At 42.3% G+C, this 25,509-nt stretch carries 23 protein-coding genes; 16 read left to right on the top strand and 7 right to left on the bottom strand.

The annotated features are described in order from the left end of the window. Positions 1-5: 5 nt before the first annotated feature. The 5 genes from ABN764_RS26090 to ABN764_RS26070 all read left to right on the top strand — a co-directional run bounded on the left by ABN764_RS26090 (position 6) and on the right by ABN764_RS26070 (position 4,367). Complete coding sequence (locus tag ABN764_RS26090) at positions 6-809, top strand: carbohydrate-binding protein (protein WP_446673540.1); 804 nt, start codon at positions 6-8, stop codon at positions 807-809. A 390-nt stretch (positions 810-1,199) separates the two neighbouring features. Then, complete coding sequence (locus ABN764_RS26085; RefSeq protein ID WP_174807822.1) at positions 1,200-1,616, top strand: GntR family transcriptional regulator; 417 nt, start codon at positions 1,200-1,202, stop codon at positions 1,614-1,616. Next, entirely contained in the window at positions 1,613-2,299 is a 687-nt protein-coding gene (locus tag ABN764_RS26080; RefSeq protein ID WP_446673539.1) for an ATP-binding cassette domain-containing protein, read from the top strand. The genes ABN764_RS26085 and ABN764_RS26080 overlap by 4 nt, the downstream gene beginning before the upstream one ends. Beyond that, positions 2,296-3,141, top strand: coding sequence for a hypothetical protein (locus ABN764_RS26075; RefSeq protein ID WP_446673538.1), 846 nt, complete (start codon positions 2,296-2,298; stop codon positions 3,139-3,141). Before ABN764_RS26080 ends, ABN764_RS26075 begins: the two co-directional genes overlap by 4 nt. 23 nt (positions 3,142-3,164) lie before the next feature. Further along, positions 3,165-4,367 (top strand): hypothetical protein, encoded by a 1,203-nt coding sequence (locus ABN764_RS26070; protein ID WP_446673537.1) that lies wholly within the window; start codon positions 3,165-3,167, stop codon positions 4,365-4,367. Between the two features lie 187 nt (positions 4,368-4,554). Here the strand turns inward: ABN764_RS26070 and ABN764_RS26065 are convergent, their stop codons facing one another. Then, on the bottom strand, positions 4,555-5,262 hold the full coding sequence (locus ABN764_RS26065; RefSeq protein WP_446673536.1) for an alpha/beta hydrolase: 708 nt from the start codon (positions 5,260-5,262) through the stop codon (positions 4,555-4,557). A 310-nt stretch (positions 5,263-5,572) separates the two neighbouring features. Here ABN764_RS26065 and gnpA point away from each other — a divergent pair, with 310 nt between their 5' ends. Beyond that, positions 5,573-7,744 (top strand): 1,3-beta-galactosyl-N-acetylhexosamine phosphorylase, encoded by a 2,172-nt coding sequence (gene gnpA / locus ABN764_RS26060; RefSeq protein ID WP_446673535.1) that lies wholly within the window; start codon positions 5,573-5,575, stop codon positions 7,742-7,744. Positions 7,745-8,108: 364 nt separating this feature from the next. Next, a complete protein-coding gene (locus tag ABN764_RS26055; RefSeq protein WP_446673534.1) occupies positions 8,109-8,735 on the top strand; it encodes an alpha/beta fold hydrolase in 627 nt (208 codons plus the stop codon). A gap of 101 nt (positions 8,736-8,836) precedes the next feature. Here ABN764_RS26055 and ABN764_RS26050 read toward each other — a convergent pair whose 3' ends face one another. Then, complete coding sequence (locus ABN764_RS26050; RefSeq protein ID WP_446673533.1) at positions 8,837-9,757, bottom strand: GNAT family N-acetyltransferase; 921 nt, start codon at positions 9,755-9,757, stop codon at positions 8,837-8,839. Between the two features lie 230 nt (positions 9,758-9,987). On the opposite strand from ABN764_RS26050, the gene ABN764_RS26045 reads away from it, so the two are divergent. The 4 genes from ABN764_RS26045 (at position 9,988) to ABN764_RS26030 (ending at position 13,953) form a co-directional block, all read left to right on the top strand. Then, entirely contained in the window at positions 9,988-10,587 is a 600-nt protein-coding gene (locus ABN764_RS26045; RefSeq protein WP_446673532.1) for a DUF2087 domain-containing protein, read from the top strand. Further along, positions 10,584-12,110 (top strand): serine hydrolase domain-containing protein, encoded by a 1,527-nt coding sequence (locus tag ABN764_RS26040; RefSeq protein WP_446673531.1) that lies wholly within the window; start codon positions 10,584-10,586, stop codon positions 12,108-12,110. Before ABN764_RS26045 ends, ABN764_RS26040 begins: the two co-directional genes overlap by 4 nt. Positions 12,111-12,311: 201 nt before the next feature. Further along, on the top strand, positions 12,312-12,992 hold the full coding sequence (locus ABN764_RS26035) for a YdeI/OmpD-associated family protein (RefSeq protein ID WP_446673530.1): 681 nt from the start codon (positions 12,312-12,314) through the stop codon (positions 12,990-12,992). A 28-nt stretch (positions 12,993-13,020) separates the two neighbouring features. After that, positions 13,021-13,953 carry an aminoglycoside phosphotransferase family protein gene (locus tag ABN764_RS26030; RefSeq protein WP_446673529.1) on the top strand — a complete coding sequence of 311 codons (933 nt, stop codon included), beginning with the start codon at positions 13,021-13,023 and terminating at the stop codon, positions 13,951-13,953. Positions 13,954-14,115: 162 nt separating this feature from the next. Here the strand turns inward: ABN764_RS26030 and ABN764_RS26025 are convergent, their stop codons facing one another. After that, positions 14,116-15,336 (bottom strand): GNAT family N-acetyltransferase, encoded by a 1,221-nt coding sequence (locus ABN764_RS26025; RefSeq protein ID WP_065292801.1) that lies wholly within the window; start codon positions 15,334-15,336, stop codon positions 14,116-14,118. A 156-nt stretch (positions 15,337-15,492) separates the two neighbouring features. Then, positions 15,493-15,873, bottom strand: coding sequence for a VOC family protein (locus ABN764_RS26020; protein WP_446673528.1), 381 nt, complete (start codon positions 15,871-15,873; stop codon positions 15,493-15,495). 316 nt (positions 15,874-16,189) lie between these two features. Between ABN764_RS26020 and ABN764_RS26015 the strand changes: the two genes are divergently transcribed. Then, positions 16,190-16,531: a cupin domain-containing protein gene (locus ABN764_RS26015; RefSeq protein WP_446673527.1), complete on the top strand. Its 342-nt coding sequence runs from the start codon at positions 16,190-16,192 to the stop codon at positions 16,529-16,531. Positions 16,532-16,841: 310 nt separating this feature from the next. Here the strand turns inward: ABN764_RS26015 and ABN764_RS26010 are convergent, their stop codons facing one another. From ABN764_RS26010 to wecB, 3 genes are all read right to left on the bottom strand, one after another. Further along, complete coding sequence (locus ABN764_RS26010) at positions 16,842-18,095, bottom strand: MFS transporter (RefSeq protein ID WP_446673526.1); 1,254 nt, start codon at positions 18,093-18,095, stop codon at positions 16,842-16,844. A gap of 410 nt (positions 18,096-18,505) precedes the next feature. Continuing rightward, on the bottom strand, positions 18,506-19,666 hold the full coding sequence (locus tag ABN764_RS26005) for an acyltransferase family protein (RefSeq protein WP_446673525.1): 1,161 nt from the start codon (positions 19,664-19,666) through the stop codon (positions 18,506-18,508). Positions 19,667-19,866: 200 nt separating this feature from the next. Further along, on the bottom strand, positions 19,867-21,024 hold the full coding sequence (gene wecB, locus ABN764_RS26000) for a non-hydrolyzing UDP-N-acetylglucosamine 2-epimerase (RefSeq protein WP_446673524.1): 1,158 nt from the start codon (positions 21,022-21,024) through the stop codon (positions 19,867-19,869). A 741-nt stretch (positions 21,025-21,765) separates the two neighbouring features. Between wecB and ABN764_RS25995 the strand changes: the two genes are divergently transcribed. The 4 genes from ABN764_RS25995 to ABN764_RS25980 all read left to right on the top strand — a co-directional run bounded on the left by ABN764_RS25995 (position 21,766) and on the right by ABN764_RS25980 (position 25,473). Further along, complete coding sequence (locus ABN764_RS25995; protein WP_446673523.1) at positions 21,766-21,963, top strand: hypothetical protein; 198 nt, start codon at positions 21,766-21,768, stop codon at positions 21,961-21,963. 220 nt (positions 21,964-22,183) lie between these two features. Continuing rightward, a complete protein-coding gene (locus ABN764_RS25990; protein WP_446673522.1) occupies positions 22,184-22,486 on the top strand; it encodes a hypothetical protein in 303 nt (100 codons plus the stop codon). Between the two features lie 31 nt (positions 22,487-22,517). Then, positions 22,518-24,800, top strand: coding sequence for an accessory Sec system translocase SecA2 (gene secA2 / locus ABN764_RS25985; RefSeq protein ID WP_446673521.1), 2,283 nt, complete (start codon positions 22,518-22,520; stop codon positions 24,798-24,800). A gap of 166 nt (positions 24,801-24,966) precedes the next feature. Next, positions 24,967-25,473, top strand: a complete 507-nt coding sequence (locus ABN764_RS25980) for a hypothetical protein (protein WP_446673520.1) — start codon at positions 24,967-24,969, stop codon at positions 25,471-25,473. Positions 25,474-25,509: the final 36 nt, after the last annotated feature.

Here is a 25,509-nt window from a genome sequence, read left to right as displayed (position 1 = left end):
ATCTTATGACACCACTAACGCAGTTTACGATTGAAATTCACGATGCAAATCATACCGTATTGGCAGCTGCTTCTGATCAGGGGCAAGCCCAGCTTGTATATCATCAGCCCTATCAAGAGGGTGACCAAATTGTTGTAAAGAGCGAGCATCCCAATCAATATGTAATGTTGCAGCTTGATGATACGATGCCAGAAACGTTCGTATATTTAGCGACAACTTGCTATCGGCTTACGATTCCATTTGGAGAGAAGAAAATCTCCTATAATCCGAAATCATATAGTGGTGACATCCATGCCCTTAGTGTGCGTCTAGCGACTGAAGCGGAAATCTCCAGTTACAAAAATGTAGCGCTTAATCCGTTCGACCAACATGAGAATGACAGTTGTTATCCGCATGCGATTGCGAATGTGGAGACGCGTGGAGAGTCCGTGTTTGCCGCACGCAATGCCATTAATGGCAATTGTTTTAATGCAGGTCACGGGGCATGGCCATTTGAGTCGTGGGGCATTAACCAGCAAGATGATGCTGAAATGAGCGTGCAATTTGGACGCACTGTAGAAATTGACTGCGTTGCTCTTACGCTGCGAGCGGACTTCCCTCACGATAACTATTGGGAGCAAGTAACCGTCTGCTTCTCCAATGGTGATTGTGAGACGATTCATCTAACGAAAACGCATGCCAAGCAGGTTTTTAAGCTTACGCCGCGTCAGGTAGAGTCATTGACAGTAAAGCACTTAATCAAGTCTGCTGACCCGTCGCCGTTCCCTGCACTAACGCAAATTGAAGCTTATGGCTATGAAGTAAAGTGATCGAAAAAAGATATAGAACCTAACCTGTTGCAAACAGGGAGGTCTATATCTTTTTTTTGGTGATGTTTTAAAACAATGTTGAAACTATATACCTTTGAATAGTATGAAACTGGCAAGTGATCGCCTAAACAAACAGTGCCTGGCTCAAGCTGTTTAGCAAAAAAACGATAAAATTTGAATTGGAGTAGTCTACAGTTTTTTAGGTTCAAACATTATGAAATTGATTCATTTTAGTATGGGCTGCCTAGTGCAGCTCTTTTTGGTTCATTATTTATTGTAGCGCCTGTGCTCGAAATCAAACTATTGACACAAAAGTGTATTACACGTATAGTACACGCATAAGATGTATGAACCACTTAGTACACACACTTACCGTATGGAGTTGGTTGCATGACAGAAGAACAAAAATTAGGTGTCAGCTTTAATGTTCGAGAACCGGTATATATTCAAGTTGTCCGCTACTTTAAGGAACAGATTGCTACAGGGCAAATCGGAGCGGGAGACAAAATTCCTTCACGGCGTGAACTGGCATCAGTAATGAAGATTAATGCGAACACGGCGCAGAAGGCATATAAGGAGATGGAGGAACAGGGTTTGATCGTAACAGAAGGAAATTCACCGAGTCGAATTACACAGGATCAGCAAATACTAAGCTCGATTCGTGCTGAATTAATCGAAAGTGCAGTGGATATACTTATCAGTTCCATTCGGAATATTCAAATTCCAGTTGAAGAACTGGTAGATATCATAAAGACAAAATATACATCCGAGCGAAAGTTATCTCCAGAGGGTGGTGACACAAAATGATCCAAGTGAATCAGATGGTGAAGAATTATGGATTCAAGAAGGTACTAAATGGCGTTAGCTTCACTGCTGCCAAGGGAGAGATTACCTGCCTGATCGGAATCAATGGTGCCGGGAAGTCAACGGTGCTGAAGTCCATCATGGGACTGACACCATACAAAGGTGAAGTCTTAATCGATAATGTATCACTAACACCTGTGATGTATGAGAAAATTACTTTCATTCCAGATTCGTTAACGATGCCCTCCAATATGCGAATTGCTGATTGCTTGAGCTTTATGGCTGACTTTTATCGGAATTGGAACGCTGAACGTGCAAAGGAATTACTTAAGTTCTTCCAACTGAGCTCTTCGGATCGCGTATCCTCATTGTCGAAGGGGATGGCTGCGAAGTTAAATTTGTTGCTCGGACTTGCCTTGGATTGTGATTACATCCTAATGGACGAACCGTTCTCGGGGATTGATATGTTCAGCCGCGAGCAAATTGCTGATGTGTTCACGAGTGAATTGATCGAGGATCGTGGTGTGATTATTACAACTCATGAAATTAACGATATTGAGTATTTAATTGATAAAGCGCTCTTGCTACAGCACGGGAAGGTAGAACGTGAATTCTACTGTGAAGAAGTTCGCGAGCAGGAAGGTAAGTCCATTACGGACGTAATGAGAGAGGTGTACATAAAATGAGAGCTTTTGTGAAGCTATTGAATTTTGAAATGAACCGATTTGCCAAAATATATATTGGACTCATGGTGCTGACAGCCGCCTTGCAACTTGCAGCAGTCGCCATCGGTGCTAATCATTGGCTGGATTCTGCGAATGAGGCAATGAGAGTGAATCAATGGACCCTTGAGCAATATCACAATGTGACTGGATATATTCAGCTAAACAGTACGGTGTATGATCACTATAATAAACTTCTATATTTCGGACCCATATTTTTGAGCATAACAGTGCTGCTAATATATAGCTGCTTCATCTGGTACCGTGACTGGAGAGGTAAAAATACGGTAGTATATCGCCTGCTCACGTTGCCGTCCAATCGTGCGAATTTGTATTTTGCCAAGCTGGTTACGATCTTGCTATTCGCCTTTGGATTTGTCGCCCTGCAAATTGTCCTTGTTCCACTGGAGAATTTGATAGCACAGTCGATTCTTCCTGCTGAATTATATCGAAACATCTCGGTATTTGATTATTTGAAGCATCCTACTGTGCTTAAAGTTCTGGTTCCGCCCAACTTTTCTGAATTTGTCCTATACTATGGACTGGTCATTACGGGCTTGATCGTCTTGTTCACAGCGATTCTAATGGAGCGGAGCTACAGACTGAAAGGGATCGGCTTTATCGTACTATACTTAGCGGTTCTAGCTGGATTAGCCTCAATACCCTATCTTATGGGTTATAGCAGATACGATAGCTACTTCTATCCAGGAGAAATCATAGGTGCTTGTCTCGGATTAATAGTGATCGTTGCTGGAGGTTCGCTTTGGTACAGCTTGTATCTATTGCGTAAGAAAATATCGGTATAATTGAAGGGTTAGGAGGTTAAGGAATGAGAAAATATATGGTTAACGCCATTCTTGTAGTGTTCGCGGTTATTACAATCGGGACGTATTATGTACAGGCTTCACAAGAGACACGACCTAATTATAAGCTGACGATGGTTCAAGGGGATGCTTCTCTCGTTGAAGGTATAGCTTTATACGGAAATTACATGAGTAAGGACAGTGTTTTTGGCATCGAATCAGCTTATATCACGACAAATGGTACAGATTATACAGATAAAAAGTTAACGATAAGCCAAAGGTTCAACCGAAGACCAGTGAAAACGCAATTGGATAAATGGGTGGATCAGCATCGTCAGTTCATGCGTGGGAAGAACAACTTAGCTGGGTTCTATGAAAATCAGAATATACTTGCTTATGTGAATTGTACCGTAGATAAGCAGCAATCAAATGATCCATCAGCGAAGAAAAATGCTAAGCTCAGTATTTCTGTGCTTAACAAGCAGAAGGACAATACGCAGGAAATCAGATCCGATATCAATGTAGATCATGATGTTTCAGATATCTTTGTAGAAAATGTACAGCTTGTTGATCAACAGCTTGTTGCAATGGTGTCTTTGAATCACAGTGCCAAAGGTTATGTATCTGAACCGCAGATTATCCGTGTTAATCTAACAACAAAGGAGATTACGAATGAGCCGCTCGCGTTACCAGGAGCTAAATCTGTAGCAGCAAATGGGGATGATCAATTCGTAAGGTTAGCCAATCAAGATCTGGATCACACGGATCAATGGATTTTAAGTGTTAGTAAAGATAATCATAAAAAGGCATATCAAGTGGATGTTAAAACAGGGCAAATCTCGCCGCTCGCGTTCCAAGGGCATGAAATGTTATTGAATAATATTATGAATGCCTATGGACAGAAAATTTATTTCCTGCAAAAAGCTGTATCGAGTAAGGGAAATATAGGATTTACTGTTATTTCTTATGATCTCGTGAGTAAAGAATATAAGACTACTCTGAAGAATACAAATATAGATTTAAGTAGAAACATTACCTATGATTTTAAACAAGACTATCTCTATATTGTGGGTCATAAGAATTTCAAAGGTAATCGTCTATATGTATTCAATTTGACAAGCGGTAACCTTGAATACGAAGGAAAAGTAGTATCAACAGAGGCTGCAAATCAGGCTGAAGATGAAGCTAACATGGATTTGAATAATATCGATCTTGGTCAGTTAGAATAGAAAAATAGAGATAAAGAGATATAAAAAGGCAACAAAGGCCGAGCTAATGACTTCTAATAGTCAATTAGCTCGGCCTTTTAGTTGAAAACTAGAATACAAAAATGATGTGGAAACTTAAGAATTATCGGGTACGGACGGTTACCTATCAGACATAGTAAAAGGAGTACCTCCCCAAATCTCGAATAGGTTATTCGTATATATGTTTTTTCAGCCATTGTCTGAAAACCTGCAACTGTTCCTCAGTATGGAAATAGTGTTCTCCATTCTCCATTACTTGCAAATTACAGTTAAAACGTTTATTAAATTCAGATACAACGTCAAACTCACATACGTTATCTTCTGAACCATAGAGAATGGAAGTTGGAATATTCCAAGCAACAATAGGATGTTCTTTCACATAACAGTAGTAGTCCCAGTAGAGAGTTTGTCCAATAGGTGTAGAAATTTCTTTCTCTATTTTTAATCTACTCTCACTTACGTTAAACCATGTCATCATATTATTTATAATACGTTCCATATTTACCACAGGAGAGAGAAACAAGCACTGCTTCAACGGCTCATGGCTATATGCTAATAGACTAAAATACGCTCCCATGCTACAAGCAAAAAGGCTTATATGATTTGATAACGATTTTGCATAGGTCATAATTGTATGAAGGTCTTGAACACAGTTCTGAACGTTGCAAAGGTAAGTATCATCCTTACGATCACCATGTTGAGGTAAATCAAAACTAAGTACTTGATAACCTGTTGCTGTTGCTTCTTCTGCAAATACAATAATCGAGTCATCTGCCTTGTTTGACATGTTACCATGCACCACCACAAATAACTTATCTGATTTGTCACCCCACAAAATCGCTGGAATATTTTCTATTTTCAAAATTTTTTTTATCATTATAATTTATCCTCCATGAAATTAAATCATTGCTGATTTATTTAGTTGCAACACCATTAAACTAATTAGTTTTGAATGAAGTCAAAGAAATGGAATTTCCATATAATACCTCCAAACCTATATATATGGCTTAATTATACTATGTGTTTTCTATTAATATATTAATTTTCAACATCTATTTAAACGTAGCCATTTTTTAAGCAAAGGTCAAAATTTTACCCGTGGAAGGTCATAATCCGTCCTTGGGTCTCTCCTTCTCGCTGAGTATGATGGTATCAACAATCAGTTATGTGGAAGGAGCATGTTTCAAATGGGAGAGCAGAACCAGAACAGACAAGGCAGAGGGCGCCTCACCATCCCTACCGACCTTGATGTCGTAGGAGAAACGCTGAAAACGATGGAGTTGTGGGGTGCTGATGCTGTGCGCGATGCAGACGGCACAACTTTCCCGCAAGAGCTAGCAGAATGTGGAGCGAAAGTATACGCTACTTACTATACAACCCGCAAAGACAACAATTGGGCGAAGGCAAACCCAGATGAAGTACAGCAATGCTATATTTCAACGAAATTTGTTCCTGCCACAGGCGCTGAACTTTCCATTCGTCTGTTAGAGGGAATCAGCGAAGACTTATTGCAAGTCAACAACCGCGATGATATTTACCGTTGGTGGGAAGTTATCGATCGTACCACTGGCGAGGTCGTACCTACGAATCTCTGGAGCTATGATGAAGCTAGCGGCTGTGTAATGATTACGAATACAACACCTTATCATGAGTATAGCGTGAGCTTCTTAACCTATCTGATTTGGGATCCCGTTCATATGTACAATGCTGTCGTTAATGATTGGAAGGATTTCGAACGACAAATTACGTTTGACGTACGTCAGCCTAAGACACGGGAATACTCCAAAGGCAGACTTCGTGAATTTTTGCGGGACAAGCCTTATGTAAATGTAGTACGGTTCACGACGTTCTTCCATCAGTTCACGCTCATATTCGATGAACTGCGTCGGGAGAAATATGTGGACTGGTACGGCTATTCCGCGAGCGTCAGCCCTTATATTCTCGAACAGTTCGAGCGTGAAGTTGGCTATAAGTTCCGTCCGGAATACATTATTGACGAAGGGTACTACAACAACCAGTATCGGATTCCGTCCCAACAATACTTGGACTTTATGGCCTTCCAACGTCGCGAAGTGGCGGGGCTCGCTAAGGAACTCGTTGATATTACCCATGAAGAAGGTCGCGAAGCGATGATGTTCTTAGGGGATCATTTTATTGGCACTGAGCCTTATATGGATGAGTTTAAAACCATTGGGCTGGATGCAGTCGTGGGCAGCGTCGGCAATGGTTCAACACTGCGTCTAATTAGCGACATTCCTGGGGTGAAATATACAGAAGGGCGCTTCTTGCCATACTTCTTCCCGGATACGTTCCATCCCGGCGGGAATCCAACGGCAGAAGCCCAAGAGAACTGGTTAACGGCAAGACGAGCTATTTTGCGTAAGCCTGTAGATCGCATTGGCTATGGCGGTTACTTGAAGCTGGCGCTGGACTTCCCAGACTTTGTGGATTATGTAACACAAGTTGCCGATGAATTCCGCGATTTATATGAGAAGGCACGCACGAAGCCGATGTGCTTAGCTAAAGTTGCTGTACTGAACTGCTGGGGGAAAATGCGCTCTTGGGGCTGCCATATGGTGCATCATGCGTTGTACCAGAAACAAAACTACAGCTATGCGGGCATTATTGAAATTTTGAGCGGAGCTCCTTTTGATGTATCGTTCATTAGCTTTGACGACATTCGTGAGCAGCCGCAGCTGCTAAATGATATCGATGTCATTATTAATGTCGGTGACGCTGACACCGCACATACCGGCGGTGAAAACTGGAAAGACCCGTATATTGTTGAGCAAATCCGTGCATTTATTGCTGGCGGAGGCGGCTTTATCGGGGTAGGTGAACCTTCTGCGGTTCAACATCAAGGTCGTTTCTTCCAGCTGGGCGATGCTCTTGGCGTAGAACTGGAGCGCGGCTTTACCCTCGGCTACGATAAATATAATTGGGACGAAAAGCCGTCTCACTTTATTACCGCCGATATGAATGGTGACATTAACTTCGGTGAAGGCAAGAAAAATGTATACGCAACGAGCGCTGATATTTTAGCTTGTAAGGATAAAGAAGTGCAGTTTGCAGTTAATAATTACTTCGGCGGCCGATCTGTCTATATCGGTGGACTGCCGTATAGTGCGGAGAACGCCCGCTTGCTGCATCGTGCAATATTATGGTCATGCAGCAAGGATCACGAATTGCACAATTGGTTTAGTTCGGATGCCCATACGGAAATCCATGTCTATCCAGAAACAGGTACGTATTGCGTTGTCAATAACACGGCAGAGCCGCGCAACACGACTGTGTACGCGAATGGAAAGAGCTTCGAATTGGAGCTCAAGGGCGGCGAATTGCGTTGGTTTGATATGTAAGGTTACGTCGTATTACAATTGAATAACAATTAGATTAGGCTGGGCAATTAGTGAGATAATTGTTCCAGCCTAATCCTGTTTTTGGCTGACATCATCATCACCTATTGCTACATTCATTACAGGCACTCCATTAATAATCAGATCGTTTGATTCTGTAATATTTTTATGAAGTCAATAATTTTGAAAATGCGAATTCATCGAAAGAAGGGGATGGACATGATGGAAGGTAGGAGTGAAGAGCGCGATAGATATATGGAAGCCTATCATGTATGCGACAATGTAAAGTTATATAGTAAATATTCGCGAACCGCCGAGCGTCATTTTTATTGCCGGATTAGGTGATAGCAGTGAGACATGGGAGATCGTGCAGAATCGAATATCAGAAGCAGCGTCGACCTTGTCTTATGATAGAGCAGGTATTGGCAGAAGCCAATCCGTATCAGGAACACGAACATGTCGTTGTTTAGTCGAAGAACTTTCCGAATTGCTGCAAGTGCTTAACGTAGAACCTCCTTATGTATTGGTGGGGCATTCCTTCGGCGGCTTAGTCGCTAGATTATATGCAGGCCTTTATCCGCAAGACATATGTGGAATCGTGCTGGTAGATGCAGCGCCTGAATACAAAGAGTTGGCATACGAAAAGGTGCTTCCGAAAGAACGGATTGCGGAAAATAGGGAATATCTGTTGAACCCATTGCAGAATAGTGAGCGAATCGACAAGATACGAAGCTATGAGCAAATTGCCGAACATGTACAACTATATGACATTCCACTCTCTATTATCATAAGAGGGTTGCCCGATGAGTACCATGAAGGATGGCCTCACATGGAAATATTAGAAGTAGAACAAAAGCTGCAATCCGAGTTTCAGCGATTGTCGACGTCAAGCAAGATTCGAATAGCCAATCAGAGCAGACATTACATTCATCATGATGAACCTGAAATCGTAGTAGAGGAGATCATGAATATGCTAGAGGAGAGTAGAAGTTGAGCAATTCTCTCAAATCCCCGTAGAATGGGTATAAACGAGCCACTCTACGGGGATTTTTATGTACATAAATTATAAAAATGGCACAGAATGCGACCCCAATATCACAACTCTATGCAATATCGAATTTCTTCTGCTTTCTGCTCAAATCCGAGCGACTCATACAATTGCAATGCTGTTCGATTATCGGTTAATACCTCAAGGCTCGCACGTGGTATGTCATGAGACTTCGCATATTGGAGTGCTTGAGCAAGCAGGAACTTCGCAAGGCCCTGTCCACGCCATTGCTCGCGAACGAATACATTTTCGATTTGGGCATAATCATCTTCTTTCCATATCAATAGACCGGCTACGACGGTATCCCCTTGGCGGACAACCATTGAATTCCAGAGCGGGTACTGCCTGTATTCATTCAGTCTTTCCAATCCAAGCGGATTATCTGGCCAAATTTCTGTGTCGATATCCAGATAGGCATGAGCTTCTTCATCCGTATCCAAATTCCAATGAGAAAATTGATAACCTTCAGGCAGTTGCAATTCTGGGATAGGTGCTTCTATCATTCTTTTCATACGATATAGACTAATCAGATGACGGAAACCACGCTGCAGGAAGAATTGACTGTTCACCTCTTCAGTTGAATCATTACCAACACAGAGTCTCGTTCCGTATTCGGCAGGAAGTGTTGCCTTCAATTCAACGGCTCTTGCGTACAGCAGCTCATAAATGCGGGCAAGTAATACATAGTCATGCTCACGTTCTGGGATCGCTTTGATATTAACGTAAATGGCATGCTTGTTCTCTTGAGCGCGACCGGGCGGTACAATATTAATGATGCCGACTTGCCCCTTGGCAACCATCTTGCCATGCTCAAAGGCACAATACACGTTGCTCCAATTCGCTTCTTCACCAACCCACCAAAATATCGCGTTCGGACGCGACGTAACGGATTGATATAACTCCCCTAATAATGGCATGTCCTCTTGTTGAAAATGACGAATCTGCAATTCAGTCGTAGTATGCTCCATTCGTTACCTCTCTCTGTAAGTAGTAATTTCGTGCTGGCAGGTTGTTCTGCTCCTTTTCACTATAGTATACAAAAACTGGGTTGACAATATATCCCTCGATTGTGTATTATCTGTTTTAACATTTATCTAATTAGGTGATTATCTAATTAGATTATTGTTTAATTCGTGCATGTTCTGCGATTACCGCACGCATCATTACTTACCTAATCCGAGGAGGAGTGAATGCCTGTATGCAGTTAGACAAGGTAGTTGCCTATCATAAGGCGTTGGCAGATCCAACACGTGTCAAGATGCTCATCTTGCTTGCGGAAGGTGAGCGGAATGGTCAGGTGTTAGCGGAGAAGCTGTCGGTTACTCCTGCCACGATTACTCATCATGCGGCCAAGCTTCGCGAAGCGAGCCTTATCAACGAACGAAGAGAGAAGAACACGATTTATTTTTCATTAAATGATTATTTTCTAAAGAATAATGCTGCTGCGGCTATCAATCTTATTTACCGCGGAGCTGATGGAGGTATAGGGATGTTGAATGAGGATCAGCAGCGTTTGAGGGATTCGGTGATTCGAAATTTCTTCTCGAAAGAGGGCAAGCTCAAAAATATCCCGTCACAGTTGAAGAAGAAGCTTATCATCCTGGAGCATATGGTGACTAATCTGGAGGCGGGACGCAGATATAGCGAGAAGGAAATCAACGAATACATTAAGGCCTACCATGAGGACTTCGCAACGATTCGTCGGGAGTTCATTATGCATCAATTTTTATTCCGAGAAAAGGAGATCTACGAGCTGAACCCGCAGGAATTGTGGGCAAAGTGGGTGAATCTTGCTTGAGTACGAGAAGCGACTGTTCTGCTGGATATCGGGGGAAATCCGCGAGTATCCAGCAATTTTTCAATCAGATCGAGCAATGCGAACTTCCGGTTCATAGTTTGATCGTGTGTCACCATGGTTCTACGATTGCAGAGTTCTGGCGCGAGCCGTATCGCAAGGATTGCCCGCAACTGTTGTATTCCGTAAGCAAAAGTGTGACCTCTATTGCGGTTGGTATTGCATGGGACATGGGACTCATTCGTCTGGACGATCTGGTCATTTCATTCTTTCCCGAGCGGCTGCCAGAGCGAGTATCCGACAAACTATCCGCGATGACGATCCATCATCTGCTATCTATGACAGCAGGTCATGAGGGTGATATCTACCCTGTTGTGGCTAAGGAACAGGACTGGATCAAGGCATTTCTAGCACAAGAGGTGGATCATGAGCCGGGTACTCAATTTCAATATAGTACACATTCGACCTATATGCTGTCTGCCATATTGGAGCGGGTAACGGGGCAGAATCTAGTAGACTTTCTCATGCCTCGATTATTCGAGCCGTTAGGCATCGCTAGACCTGTATGGGAAACCTGTCCGATGGGAGTTACTGCTGGGGGGATGGGGCTGAGTCTAACGACGAGTGACGTAGCGGCATTCGGTCAGATGCTGCTGAACAAGGGCATGTTCAAGGGAAAGCGCATCGTGTCAGAGCAATATATCCAGATGGCGACAAGCGAGCAAAGCGATAATCGCAAAGGAACCAATCGAATCGATTGGGCTCAGGGCTATGGCTATCAGTTCCATCGCTGTCGAGACGGCTGCTTCCGAGCAGACGGGGCATTCGGTCAGTTATGCTTCGTCTCTCCGAAGGATGGGATTGTCATTGCTGCGACAGCTAGCTATCCGACTATGGATATGCTGCAGACACTTCTGAATCTCATTTATGAACATCTCCTTGACGAAGTTGACAGCATTGGTGATACTCGGGAGCATTCGCATGAAGATGTGCAGCAAGAGGGCAATCCATCAAGTATTGATCATAACAGTCAGTGGCCTCCCGTTGAGCCTTGGTCTTGGATGATTCCGTTACATAGAGAAGCGCGAAACGCAGTAAGGTTACAGCATGTGCAGCAAGTGCTGGAACTACTAGAATTACCGGAACTACATCAGCATGTGTACGTCATGCAACCGAATGCTAGTGGATTGAAGCAAATCCGCTTCGATGCTCAGGATGAGACGATGCAGCTTCATTTGTTGTATGGAGATGAACGGGATATTGCTTTACCTATAAACGTAGCGCAGCCGATGCGTACGAAGGCTGTATTTCACAAAGATCTATCCATGCCGCTGCAGGAAGTCGTTGTGTATGCATTTTGGCTGAATGAATGTACTCTGCAAGCGAAGCTATTTTATATCGAAACTCCTTACGTGGTGACCTATATGTTGAAGTTCCAGCCGCAGTCGATTGAGTTGGAATTTGATATCAATGTGTCTTTTCATTTGTTCAGCTTCACAGCCGTTGGTTACAAGGTAAACTTGTAGTATGCAGGAAGTGTATTGTGTATTCCATATCGAATGTAAGCCATGTAAAGTACGGGTAGTCATTTAGCATCTGTGGTTTTGTAGCGTGGTTTTATAGCATGATTAGTGTGTAGCTTGAGATACGGATGGCATAACGTTTGCATCAAGGATTTGATTGCGTATAATAATGGACAGCACGATAAGGGAAGGAAATGACACGGTATGAACCAGAACTCCAAGAAGAGCATCATTGATAAATTGAATGTGAACAAATATCCGGTGAAATTAATATTGAACAAACCTGACGACATTGTGGAATTCGACGGGTTGGATTATGACACTTCGATCAAGCGGGACAGCTATGATCTTATTTTTGCCTTCATCTACTCGCTAGAGCAATTTACAGAGCTGGTACAAATGGTTATCGATAAGCAGCTGCTGAACAGCAAGGGATATCTATTTACCGCTTACCCGAAGAAAAATAATCCTAAATACGAGCAATATATTGAACGCGACAGCTTCTTCAGCATCGGATTCGTTAATGAGGACGGCTATGTAGGAAGCAGTGAACTTAAATTTGCACGGATGGTTAGCTTGGATGACGTCTTTACCGTAATCGGCTTGAAGTCCGAAGCCAAAAAAGCAGTCAAATCAGCATCTCCAAAAAAGAGCCAGTGCGTTGATGATTATGTTGAGCATGTTGCAGATATTCAGGCATATTTAGCAGGCAGTGCGGAACTGGGGTTTTATAACAGCCTGACACCGGGATATCAGAAGGATTGGGCGCGTTACGTGTACAGTGCTAAGCGGAAGGAAACACAGGACAAAAGGCTTGAAGAGATGAAGGCCATCTTGGCCGAAGGATATAAATCTTTTGATTTGTATCGCAGACGGGATAAGTAGTGCATCATGAGTTTGTGGGGGAGAGACAATGAGTCACGCTTTTGCAAAAGAGATTCACAACTGGGATTCATGGGGAGCGGTGTATCAATCGATTGAAGATTTTCGACAGCTCATTGAAGTCATCTACCGAAAAGAAAATCTGAGCGGGGCAGAGCACATATTCCAGTTGACGCCGGGTACAAATGCGGTATTTCGTGCCGGCAGCTATGTGATTAAAATATTTGCACCCAAGGAATCCGGAGCGAATACAGATGCGGATTATCAAGCAGAAATAAGTGCCATGGAGCACGCTATCCAGCAGGGGATCCACGCACCGAATGTGATCGCAACGTCCTATATTCAAGATAAGTATTTGTTCCGATACATCATCATGGACTTTATACAAGGACAGGAAGCGGGGAAGGTACTCACAGGCTGGACACTACCCCAGAAGGAAGCGTTCGTCAAGCAGCTGCTTGCTAATTTGGACAAGCTGAATACGTTGCCTTCGGAGCACGTTGATGCAAGTGCAATAAAGCAGAGGGTTATACGCAATACGAGATGGAACTTCTTTTCAGCGTCCATCCGGGCGCAAATTGCTGAAATCGTGACAGAAAGCCCGATATCCCAACCCGTATATGTACATGGAGATATTACAGCGGAAAATGTGATGGTGGATGATGGAGGCCAATTGTTCATTATCGACTTTGCGGACAGTACGATCGCTCCTGCCGAGTATGAGTACCCGCCAATCCTGTTCTCTTTGTTTGATTTTGATGCGGATCTGATTCAATTGTTTAGGAGAGAGATAGGATGCAGCCGCGAAGCGTTCATCGATAAGTTGTTCCTCGCGATATTGCTGCATGAATTCGGGTTTGTATTTGTAAAAATGATTTGTGAGAAATATTCGGATCAGGAGGCACAAGCCTTAACGGATATTTACGAAGTGAAGAGAATGCTGCAGGCGCATTTGCCAGGTTGATGGGATGGCTACTCTGTAAACAAATTTATAGAACAATGCTAAGCTCTTAAACAAATAGAACATACAAAAATTAATAATGGCGATTCATTAAAAAAGTCCATCACGTGAAAGAGAGCGCACCGAACCCGTAGGGGAGCCGGATGTGCTCTCTTCTTCGTATATTTAGAAATAGTCAGAGAAGTAGGGGATCTGCCGAATAATGAGCTTCTCCAGCAGGTCGATGGTGGCCTCGTTGGCTTGGAATCGACCGATTTTCGCCAAGTAGGATGGACGCTTGTATCCCATAAGCATCGTCGTCAAGGTTTGAATATCGAATTCAGCATCTCGCTGATTCCCGCCTTTGGTAAGATGCCCGTTGCCCTGCTTATCTACGGTTAATGTAAATACGCCCTGATTCCATTCCAGCATCGGATCATGAAGTACGAAGGTGAAGCTGCATTCAGCTTCTTGCGGCTGGAACGGATACTGCTCCAGGAACAATCCGATATCCACGATTCGTGCCATATAGTAGGGTGCAATAATTTCTTTAATATCGCTGTCCTCGAGCAGGAACGCAAGCGGCTCATCCGTGTAAATATGTCCCTTCACACGGGTCACCATGGAGAAATGTGCGCTAATAAAGTTCCATAACCCGTTGCGTGCCTCTTGATTGACATACACCATTTCTTTCATATAGAACACTTCCTCGGCGATCCAATAGAGCAAATATCCTGTAGGTTCATGGTTACTGTCATAATAGACTGCAACCGTCATGTCATCGAGATCCCATCGCAGGTATTCTTCCCACGCCAGATCGTTGCGCAGCATAGCGCCGTGTGTCAGCAGGGCGAAGCGATGATAGACTTGCCGTACATCCGGATGCTCAATGGTGACGCGTTCGACATTGCCAGGAACCGTCTTGAGCTTCGGCAGCTGAGTGTCCTTCACATCGAATGAGATTTTATCAGAGATGATTTCCCAGCCTTTGCGACGGTAATACGGGATGGAGTAAGGATATAAGTAGGACACGGATTGCTTGCGCTTGCGCATGTTCGTCAGTGCTTGACGCATTAATTTATTCATTAAGCCAAGATTGGCATATTCTGGGTAGGTTCCGACACCTGTTAGTCCACCCATTTCGTAGATTTGACCGAATATATTCACTTGGAATGGATACACGGCGAGTTGGGATATCAGCTTGTCGCCATCGAACCATCCTAGTACATCGGCCTGCTTCAGTATGGGCAGCTTCGCTTGCGCGATTTCGCGATTCTCCCATCCGAGCGCCTGCAGATCATGATTGGTCACTTGGAATACATAGCGCAGCAGAGCGTTGAATTGCTCGCCGTGACGGATTTCAACGTCCCTCATTTTCAGTCTCTCTTGCAGCTCTTGGCGGCTCATGAATGAGAACCTCCTTTTCATGGATGAATCACCTTATACTATCTTACACTAATTTCTCATGCTTCAATCATGCAATGGTGTGTTGTCTAGAATGCTGCCGTACAAGCAAAAACGCCACCACAGGATATGATGGCGCTGCATTCTGCAACATATCGCTTACTTTCGTTCCATAACGGCAAAGTAGTTATTCTCATCATCAGCAAAGTTGAATACCCTGGCACCAGGCATTGACACAACATCACCAACTGTAATGCCTTTGTTCTTGAAATCTTCATACAGTGCATCTAGATTGTCGGAGAACAGCATGATCGAAGGTGTCCCTAGGTTGAGTTCTGGCTGCATTTCGGCAATAAGCTGCTTATTGTGGAGCACGAAGGATGTCTGTGCGCCTTGTGCAGGTGCAATTTCAATCCACTTCATTCCATGCCCGTTGTTATCTTCCGACACGACAATGAATCCGACTTTTTCTGTCCAAAATTGAACCGCTTGGTCTTGATCATTGACATACAGCATAACTTGTCCGATTTGATTGATCATGGATCATTCTCCAATTCTAACGTTTTGTGATTGAATTCTTATCGATCGTACAATTTTTAGGCAATGAATGCAAGCGGAGGTGAGTAAGTGAGCAGCCCTCTGTTGTAGGCCGGTATATTTGGATATTCCTAAATGTGATTGGAATCACAAAGTATGTAAACAAGTTCAATATAATAGAAGTACTTGGGGATGAAGTCTAAAAAGTCAAAAAGGAAGCCATGAGATAAATGTATACTTTCGTGATAATTGAAGGATTGGCTTTGTGTGAAATAGGGTAAGAAGGAACTACAACTAAAATCCAGGAGAGTGAGAGCTCATGCAGAAAAATCACGTGACCGAGTATCAAGAATATGTAGAGAACAAATTTACGAAACGAATTATTCATAAGGATGAGGAAAATGTGATATTCGTACTGAACTTCAGTCCGGGAGCCGAATTGCCGACACATCGTCATCCGGGCGCAAACGTTAATGTTCTAGTTCTGGACGGAAGCGGGATCGTGAATAGTGATGGGGTGGAGACTGGAGTTGCCGAAGGTGACATCCTTCATATTACTGGTGATGAGAGCTTCTCTTACCGAAGCGGAACAGATGCCGTTTCCTGTCTATATGTCGTGTTGACGAAAATGCCGAGTGAGCGCTATGCCCAAAATATTTGATCAAAGCGTTGGATGAAGAAATTGGTGGATTCGTGCCCCGAGATCAAAAAACCGTTATTTTGAAAAGAGATTGATCAAAATAACGGTTTATTATTTGATTAAATATAAATTTTCATAATATTGTTTGATCATTTCTTATTTAACTAAAGCACCCGATCGTTTAAGTTTATATATTCACAAACTTTCCCCATAATTGGTTATTATCAAAAAAAGAGAAACCCAATATGGATATTAGCGGTTTTTTGCTTTCTGAATGGTCTTATCCCTAAACCCTTTTGTCGTCTGCGCCCGGAATAAGTCTTTCCATCATTCAGCTACTTTTGGATGTAGCATGAATTGGACTGATTTTATCCATTGCTACTCCTTGCTTCTTATATTTAAAAATAAACAAGCCATTGACTAATAAAACCAATGATCCAAATGCCAATGCTGCCGTAGAGTTCCATTCAGAAATCAAACCAGATAGTATAGTCGCTATCATTGCTGCAATTCCACCAAAAACGTATATGGAACTTCGAACCCTGGCGATCAAATAGTCTGGAGTAATCCCCTGTTGAACAGTTATCTGAACAACAAATGCCATAGAAAGTGCCCCATCAAAGATTATCATTCCGAAACACATGGTGATAAATGAATTTGATATCAATAATAAAATACCAAATGAAGATATAATCATTAAAGTACTGAGAAGATATAACCAGTTTGCATTTTTAAATTTGTTCATTATAAGAACGCCAACGACATTACCTATACCAGCACAAGATAATAGTATTCCAATATGCTCTTCTGAAAAATGGAGAGTATATTTAGAATGAATGGTAACACTAAGCACAATAAAACTGGTTGAAAATCCGAGAACCAAAGCTGAAATTGTCGATACAATTTGAGCTCCATTAGCATAGAGGTACTTTACACCTTCTTGGGAATCCCGAATGAAACTCTTCAGTTTCTGTTTTCCCTTCATGGGCTTATCATCCGTTTCCTTACGTACATTTCGGTATTTTATAAGTGAAATAAATAACATTGAAACAAGTAATAAACTACCGCAAATAGTTAAGGAAATGTTCGGGCCATATTTCGCAAGTATAATTCCACCTAAGGCTGGACCAATTAAGGTTACAATCGCATCAGCGGCTTCTAATGAATTATTAGCACTTAATAAACGTTGCCTCCCAACAATTTTAGGTAACATAGCTGAAAAGGCAATATTTAACATCAATTCCACTAAACCCATGAAAAATAATATTGGCCCAATAACAAAAAGGCTCGTTATGTCGATTGTTATTAAATATGCCAGTAGAAACAATAATATAGCATATATGAAATTACAGATCGAAGAAATTAAAACTAGGTTCTTTTTCTCAATCCAAGTACCTATTGGAATAGAAAAAAACACGGAACTAATTCTCTGAAATAAAAGCACTAATGAAGTCATTAATGGTGATCCAGACAGACCCAATATGATAATAGGTATGATTAGTTCGCGAAAACGTTCACTTAGGATTTTAGATATATTATGAAACCACAACTTCCCAAAATCAGCATTAATCATTAAATTATTCACTTTTGAACACCTCTTAAAATCGATTTACTACCTTCCTCTTATTTAAAATCTGATTAATCAATCTACTAGACTCATAGTATATCCTCCTTGCAAAACTTCATGGAAATATTAGTACATAGAATATTCCTTAGAAATGATAATTTTAATCAAACTTTATTAAAAATTTATCCTAGGGTAACGACATTCAAACATATGTAAATAAAGAGTTCAAACATATTAAATATATCAAATATGTTCGAACTCTTTTGTTGTTGCTTTGTAAAAAATATTGATTAAGAAGGTGCTACAAACATTGACTTAAACTAACGCCTCCGTTAGTTGAACAAGAATCATTATTTTTACTCATTATCCTACTAAGACAATAGCTAGCAATAATGCTGGCTTTTCCATTTATCTAAAAATTATTTCCTTTACATCATTTTTTTGAGGTATGGAATCTTTCGCCATACAAAATGACTTAGCAAAAAACTTAGAATGATTCCTAAAAATGCCGTTATAAGAAATTTAGCCATGACCGGTATTGGTAGGTCAGTCAATGTATATTGAAGGAAGACAACTACTGGCACATGGATGAAATAAACAACAAATACATTGTTTGATAACCTCTTTGACCAACGATTAGTGCCGTTAATTTTTTCTCTAAATAAAATTAGAAGACCGATTACAAGCGAAATACACAGTAACGTCTCAATTAATGATCGAGTCAACGAACCAAAGTTTTGTCCACCCTTTAAAAGAAAAGGATCTACCGTATTCCCTCCAAAATACAAAATAGTTACTATTAATACTCCAATAATAAGCCAGATGTATCCTACTCTCGCACTCAAAGTTAAAAACCATTTGCGATGATAGGCCATAATGCCTAAACAAAAGAAACTCACATACTGTAGTACATGTGCAAATTCTGTTTGAATAAATCCTACGAAAGCTGTCCAATGATCAATAGGAAACCATATCCTTGTAATGAAAGTCACTAAACTAACGATCAACCACAGGGAGAGAATCTGATAAACCTTAATGCTTCCATCAAATTTTTTTGTTGTTTTCTTAGATGTAAAGAAGGTCCAGACTGAAAAAACAACCGCATACACAAGTAAATGCTCTAAAAACCATAAATGTCCAAATTGCATATCAGGCCATGATGGCCCGGACCAGTTCGAGGGTTCATTACCAAGTCCAAAAAATATATTAACATAGTAAGAAAAAAATGAGATGGGTTCATAATCTCTGAAATTAATGTAATATAAATACATCAGAATAGGAATTATCACGAGAAATCCAAGTAGTAATGGAATACCAATTCTAATAAGCCGTTCTTTTAAAAACCGTTTCGGCCCTTTTCTCGCGATTGATTGAGGGAGAAAATAGGCTGATAAAAAGAAAAACATACTCATAAAAAATGCTGCATTTACAGAGAAAAACCTGCCCAACCAGTTGATAGATTCATCATCCATAAAATACCACCAACCACCTGGTCCATATGCTTGTCCAGCATGGTGAGCTACTACAAGCATAATTAAAGCTATTTTTAGATTATCGATGAAATATAAACGATCGCTCTCTTTATTCACCTATAAACCCCTTTCCCATTAAAAGTTACACTGAGATAATAGCAATGTATTTTTCACCACTACAGGAAAATAATTTTATAAATGATCAATCTTTATTTTAAATACGCATACTTTGTTTTTAATGATCAATCTTTTTTATAAGACTACAACTTGGATGGAATTCGGAACAGTTAGATCATGATGATTGAACTTATCGTTCTCTAGCCTACGAATGGAACAGGGAGTTCCGACGCAAAGCCGAAGTGATGCGCAATGATGTCCACGATCCGCTTGGAAGCTTGTCCATCACCAAACGGATTGCTGGACTTGGTCATGTCTTGGTAGGCCTGCTCATTCGCAAGCAGTCGGTTGGCAATGTTGAAAATCATGTCTTCCTCTGTTCCAGCCAGTGCAACCATATTGGCGGCCACGGCTTCTGGCCGTTCCGTTGTATCTCGCATCAGCACGAGCGGCTTGTTGAATACCGTTGTCTCCTCCTGCAGACCACCGGAATCACTCATTATGAGATAAGAGCGAGCAAGCAGGTTAATCATATCTGGATACTCCAATGTGTTCAGCAAGTGAATCCGTTCATGACCAGACAGTAGAGTATGTGCTGCATCCCGCACGACTGGGCTCATATGGACAGGATAAATGACAGCCGTATCAGGATGTTCGTCTACAAGACGACGAATCGCTTGGAACATGTGCTGCATCGGTTCCCCATAGTTCTCCCGGCGATGAGCAGTAACCGTAATAAGTCTTCCGCGGTGGTGAATCAGCTCATTTAATGAAGCTTCATGGAATGTATAATCCTCTTGGTATGTCTGCAGCGCAGCATCTACAGCTGTTTGCCCCGTTATATAAATATGCCCAGCATCATACCCTTCACGAAGTAAATTGTCCTTCCCAACTGAGGTAGGCGCGAACAGCAGATCGGTTACGACATCTACAATTCTGCGATTGACCTCCTCTGGCCATGGGGAGTATTTGTTGTGGGAACGCAAGCCTGCTTCTACATGCCCGACAGGGATTTTGTGAAAGAAGGCCGCTAGTCCGCCGCACATCGCCGTTTGCGTGTCGCCATGAACAAGAATCATATCCGGTCTATCTTCTGAAATGATATTATCCAGCCCTGCGATTGCAGCAGAGGTGAAGTAGGCTAGCGATTGATTTTCCTTCATTAAGCTTAAGTCAACATCCGGTGACAACGAGAAATGAGAGAGTGCCTGATAGAGCTGCTCTCGATGCTGTCCCGTGACGACAACCTTGGTATCGAACCAATCGGAATGCTGCTTCAGCTGTTGAACGACTGGGCACATCTTCGTCGCTTCCGGTCTCGTTCCGAAGATGACCATGATTTTTTTCTTTGTCTCCAATGGAAAGTCCCCCTCTTAAGCAATTCTAATTATCATTCCTCATATTACCATGGGTCGAAATGGAAGTCATATGTATGAAGTATGCTTCCCTATATAGGAATGAAACGGACATTGGAAATCCTGTACCTGTGGAGAAAAGGTGGCGTGCAAGTGATATGTTGGGCAAGAACCTTTTTAAGTTAAAAGCATTAAGAAATCTATGTAGTGGCTCAAAACTAGGTGATGAAACAATATGTTTGATTGCTGGATACAATAAAAAAAGAGACTACGATCCTGCAAGATCCTAGCTCCTTTACAAAAGAGCCAGTGGGCAACCACGGCGAGCATATTCTACTTTTCAGCGAAAAGCCACCGATTAAGGGACCAAACTAGTCTCGTTGTTTTCTCGCTTGTTGTACGCCTCTTGAAACGCTTGGTAAAGCACGTGGAGTCAAAAATACGTTACTTATATTCATGTCAGCTTTACGATTTTTTTCTAAAAAACAGAAGAGAAATCAGGATAATTACTAGAATTGCAAAAATATTAAAGATCACTTGGAATGTTCCAACTTGTGTCCGAGAAATAATAAAACCCATAATAGCAATAACTAGAACCACTAACCCAAAAAAGATATTTTTTTTATTCAAATTAACCCCTCCTCCCGGCGAAAAAACCCTATACCTAATTGAAGCTATACCTGATGAAGTAATTGAACAAGGACCCAAACAACTGCCGAATGGCTGAGTGCTTACACAGGTGGCATGTATATTACAGATGGAGATAAATTCTATAATACTTCAAAAGTAGAGACTTTAGGGGTAATTGGGTGTATTTCTGCAGTAGGACTGGCTATTGCCGAAAACCTGTTCTCATTTGGGTCAATTTTTAATTTTAATAATACCCAAGGGCGGGAGAACGCATCGCTGGCAAGCGATGAGTTCAAGTATTCAAAACGTTGATGTGAAAGTGATGTAAAACATCAACAGAAACGTACGGAATTCAGCCTTCCAGAACGGAAGTCCATTGGCAAAAAGCCCGTCAAATCATGGGTTCCGCGGACTGCTACAGATTGCATCCCAATAGAGCATGTTCCCGCAAGAACTCAACTTCTCTTTGACGCGGGAGAGAGAAATAGATACACTCTTTACAAGGTAAAATATGGATGTGAGACGAGGTTAGATGATGAACCAAGTTAATCATGCTCAAGAAATCGACTATCTCATTCGGATATATGTCATGTTTCAACGCCTGCTAGCAGGTGATCTCGACTTCGAACGGGTACAGGACTGTGTGTTTCTCTTTATGGAGAACTTCCTATATCTAGGCAAGGTACATGTCACTGTAGAGCAACAAGGCGATGACCGGCCACTCTCTAATCATCTTGTTCAGGGATATGAATTTATTCGTATTCGAAATCAGTTGATTCTTGTTCGTTACCACCTTTGGAAGGAACCTGACACACACCTCCTTTTGTGCGGATAGAAACGCTCAATGTAAGGAGGACTGTACGAGAATGACAAGTAAATGGTTTGAGAAATGGAGCGAGAAATATCGCAATCGGAAGCTGAGGCCTTACTTGGAGCAAGTGAGAAAAATGAGGAAGCTTCATGCACATGCATGGAGTGATTCGAAAATCATGCAGCGTGCGAAAACGATGAAAATAAGGATTCAAAAGGGAGTATCATCGGATCAGGATGTCATGGAGGCAGCAGCACTGGTTGATGAGGCCGTGTGGAGAGTGAAGGGAATCCGAATATATGACGTGCAATGGCTCGCGGGCATGGCTTTACATGAAGGCTGCATCATTGAAATGCAAACTGGTGAGGGTAAAACGTTAGCCGCCGTTCTCCCCGCCTTTTTGCAAGCTTTGTCAGGGCGCGGGGTACATGTTCTTACATTCAATGATTATTTGGCCAACAGAGATGCAGAATGGACGAGACCTATTTATGAATATTTAGGCGTAACAGTTGGCTGTATTACGGAGGGGCGCAATTCTGAGGATAGAAAGCGAGCATACGCTGCTGACATAACGTATTTGACAGCCAAGCAGGCAGGTTATGACTACTTGGAGGATTCGCTGGCTAGGGACACAGAGCAACTCGTCCAGCGCCCATTTCATGCTGCACTAGTTGATGAAGCTGACTCGATTCTGCTTGATGAGGCGAGAGTCCCTTTAGTCATTGCGGGTGAGAGGGGAGTCTCGAAGCGGGATGCGGTGTCTTATGCAGGCATTGTTAAGCAACTCATTTCTGGAGAAGATTATGAGACAGACCAGGAGCTGCGCAATGTATACGCTACAGACTCTGGCATCGATAAAGTGGAAGCCACGCTTGGTTGCGGCAATTTATACGAGGATCACAATATTAACGTACTGACTATGCTGCAATGCGCGCTGCATGCTGAGGCGCTTTTGAAGAGAAATGTACATTATATAGTGAGGAATGGGCGAGTCCAGCTCATTGATGAATGTACGGGTCGAATCGCACAGCACAGGCATTGGCCGGATGGGCTGCAGGCAGCGGTAGAGGCGAAGGAAGGATTGGACATACGCACGAATGGCCAGATGCTAGGAACCATTACGCTACAGCATCTGCTTCATTTGTATCCAAAGAAATGCGGTATGACGGCTACAGCACAGTTGGCAGCTCAGGAGTTCATGGACATGTACGGGTTTCAAGTGATCTCCATTCCGCCCAACAAGGCCAGTCGAAGAGTAGATGAGCCGCATATGGTATTTACGCATCGAGCTGCGAAGCAGCAAGCCATTGTGGATCAAGTTAGGGCTGTCCATCGAACAGGGAGACCCATCCTGATCGGAACGTCCAGCGTTGAGGAATCGAATCAATATGCTGAAGCACTGCGGAAGAATGGAGTATCCTGTCAGGTTCTCAATGCGTACAACGACTGGGAAGAAGCCGAGCTTATCGCCAAGGCAGGCATGCTAGGGGCTGTTACGGTGTCTACGAATATGGCAGGCAGGGGAGTAGATATCCTCCTTGGCGGCGGAAGCTCGGAAGACTATAAGAAAATAGCAAGTCTGGGCGGCCTTTATGTAATTGGAACGAATGTACATGAGCATGCGAGAATTGATAATCAACTAAGAGGGAGAGCGGGACGTCAAGGAGACCCAGGAACTTCACGTTACATGATTAGCTTGGAGGATGATCTATTCATTCGATATGGTCTTGCTGAGGTACTGCCAAATGATCTCCTTGCTCGTAAGCAGGACGAGCCCTTGAATGATAGCCGAATCTTGCAGTTGATTGAGCATGTACAGCGAGTTGTGGATGGACAGCATCTGGATATGAAGAAGACGTTGAACAAATACGCAGATTTATTGGAGCAGCAGCGAATGATCTTTCTCAATCGACGCAATGAAATCCTGCATGGGAGACAAATATCTAACATTATTGCTAATTATGCACCAGAGCGATATGAGCTGTTATGTGAAAAGTTCGGTGTGCCAACTGTTCATTCGGCTGAGAGACAAGTGCTTCTGGCAATCATGGATCAATGCTGGGCTGACCATTTAGCGTATGTCGCCTATGTGAAGGAAGGCATCCATTTGGAGAGCCTCGGAAACAACAATCCGTTGGATGAGTTCAATCGACTCGTCATCGCAGCATTTGAGCAGATTGATGGGGTCATAGTGCAGAAAGTGCTCGAGCATTTTTCCAACATCGATTCGGGCGGCAGCGAGCTTCATTTTAATGATGAGGATTTGAAGATTCCTTCTGCAACATGGACATATACGATAACGGATCAATTTTTCCCGAATCGAGTTCAACTACTATAATATAGCGGCACATTTTCCGGCGAAAGCACATATCCCATCAAGGATATTTGTTTTCGCCGGAATTGATCGTAAATGACAGTAAGAGTCAAAAGGGAACACCGCGAAATAGATATCGGATGAGGCACACAGGTGTACAATTTCAATCTGTTCTGGTGGAGGATATTACATGACGAGAAGGCGAGCAATAAAATTTCTAGTTTTATTTATTGTCATTAGTTTGCCTCTATTGAAATGGCTCTATCAAGATTACGCAGCAAGTAAAATGATTGAACAGGCATTGCATCAACTATTCATTGATTATTGCGGTGGGGATGTCGATAACATCAAAGTTGAAACAAAATTGATTCAAGAATTCGGGTTCTGGAAGACTGGACATAATTGGAATGCAGTGACGTCATCTGTGAAAATCCCGGAATTGACAGGGCATCACGGAAATGAAGTAATCAGCATCAGCGATTTTCCATGTTCGAGTAAACACTTTGTGCTTGATAGAGAAAAAGAAAGATTTATTCCAGTAGATCTATTATTTTTGGATTCAAATGATAAAGCAGGGATTAGTTTTGAGGTAATGTTCTTATATTTCATTGTTTATCTTTTTTACTTCACCGTATTAACGGTGTATATCCTACATTCGTATATTCGAAGCAAGCGTATAGGTAAAAAAGAAGCTTAAGCTTGAGTTTTACGTTTTTCTGCCTGAACTACAATA

Source organism: Paenibacillus wuxiensis (genome assembly GCF_040195695.1).
Lineage (GTDB): Bacteria > Bacillota > Bacilli > Paenibacillales > Paenibacillaceae > Paenibacillus_B > Paenibacillus_B suaedae.
This window is presented reverse-complemented; position numbering and strand designations above follow the sequence as displayed.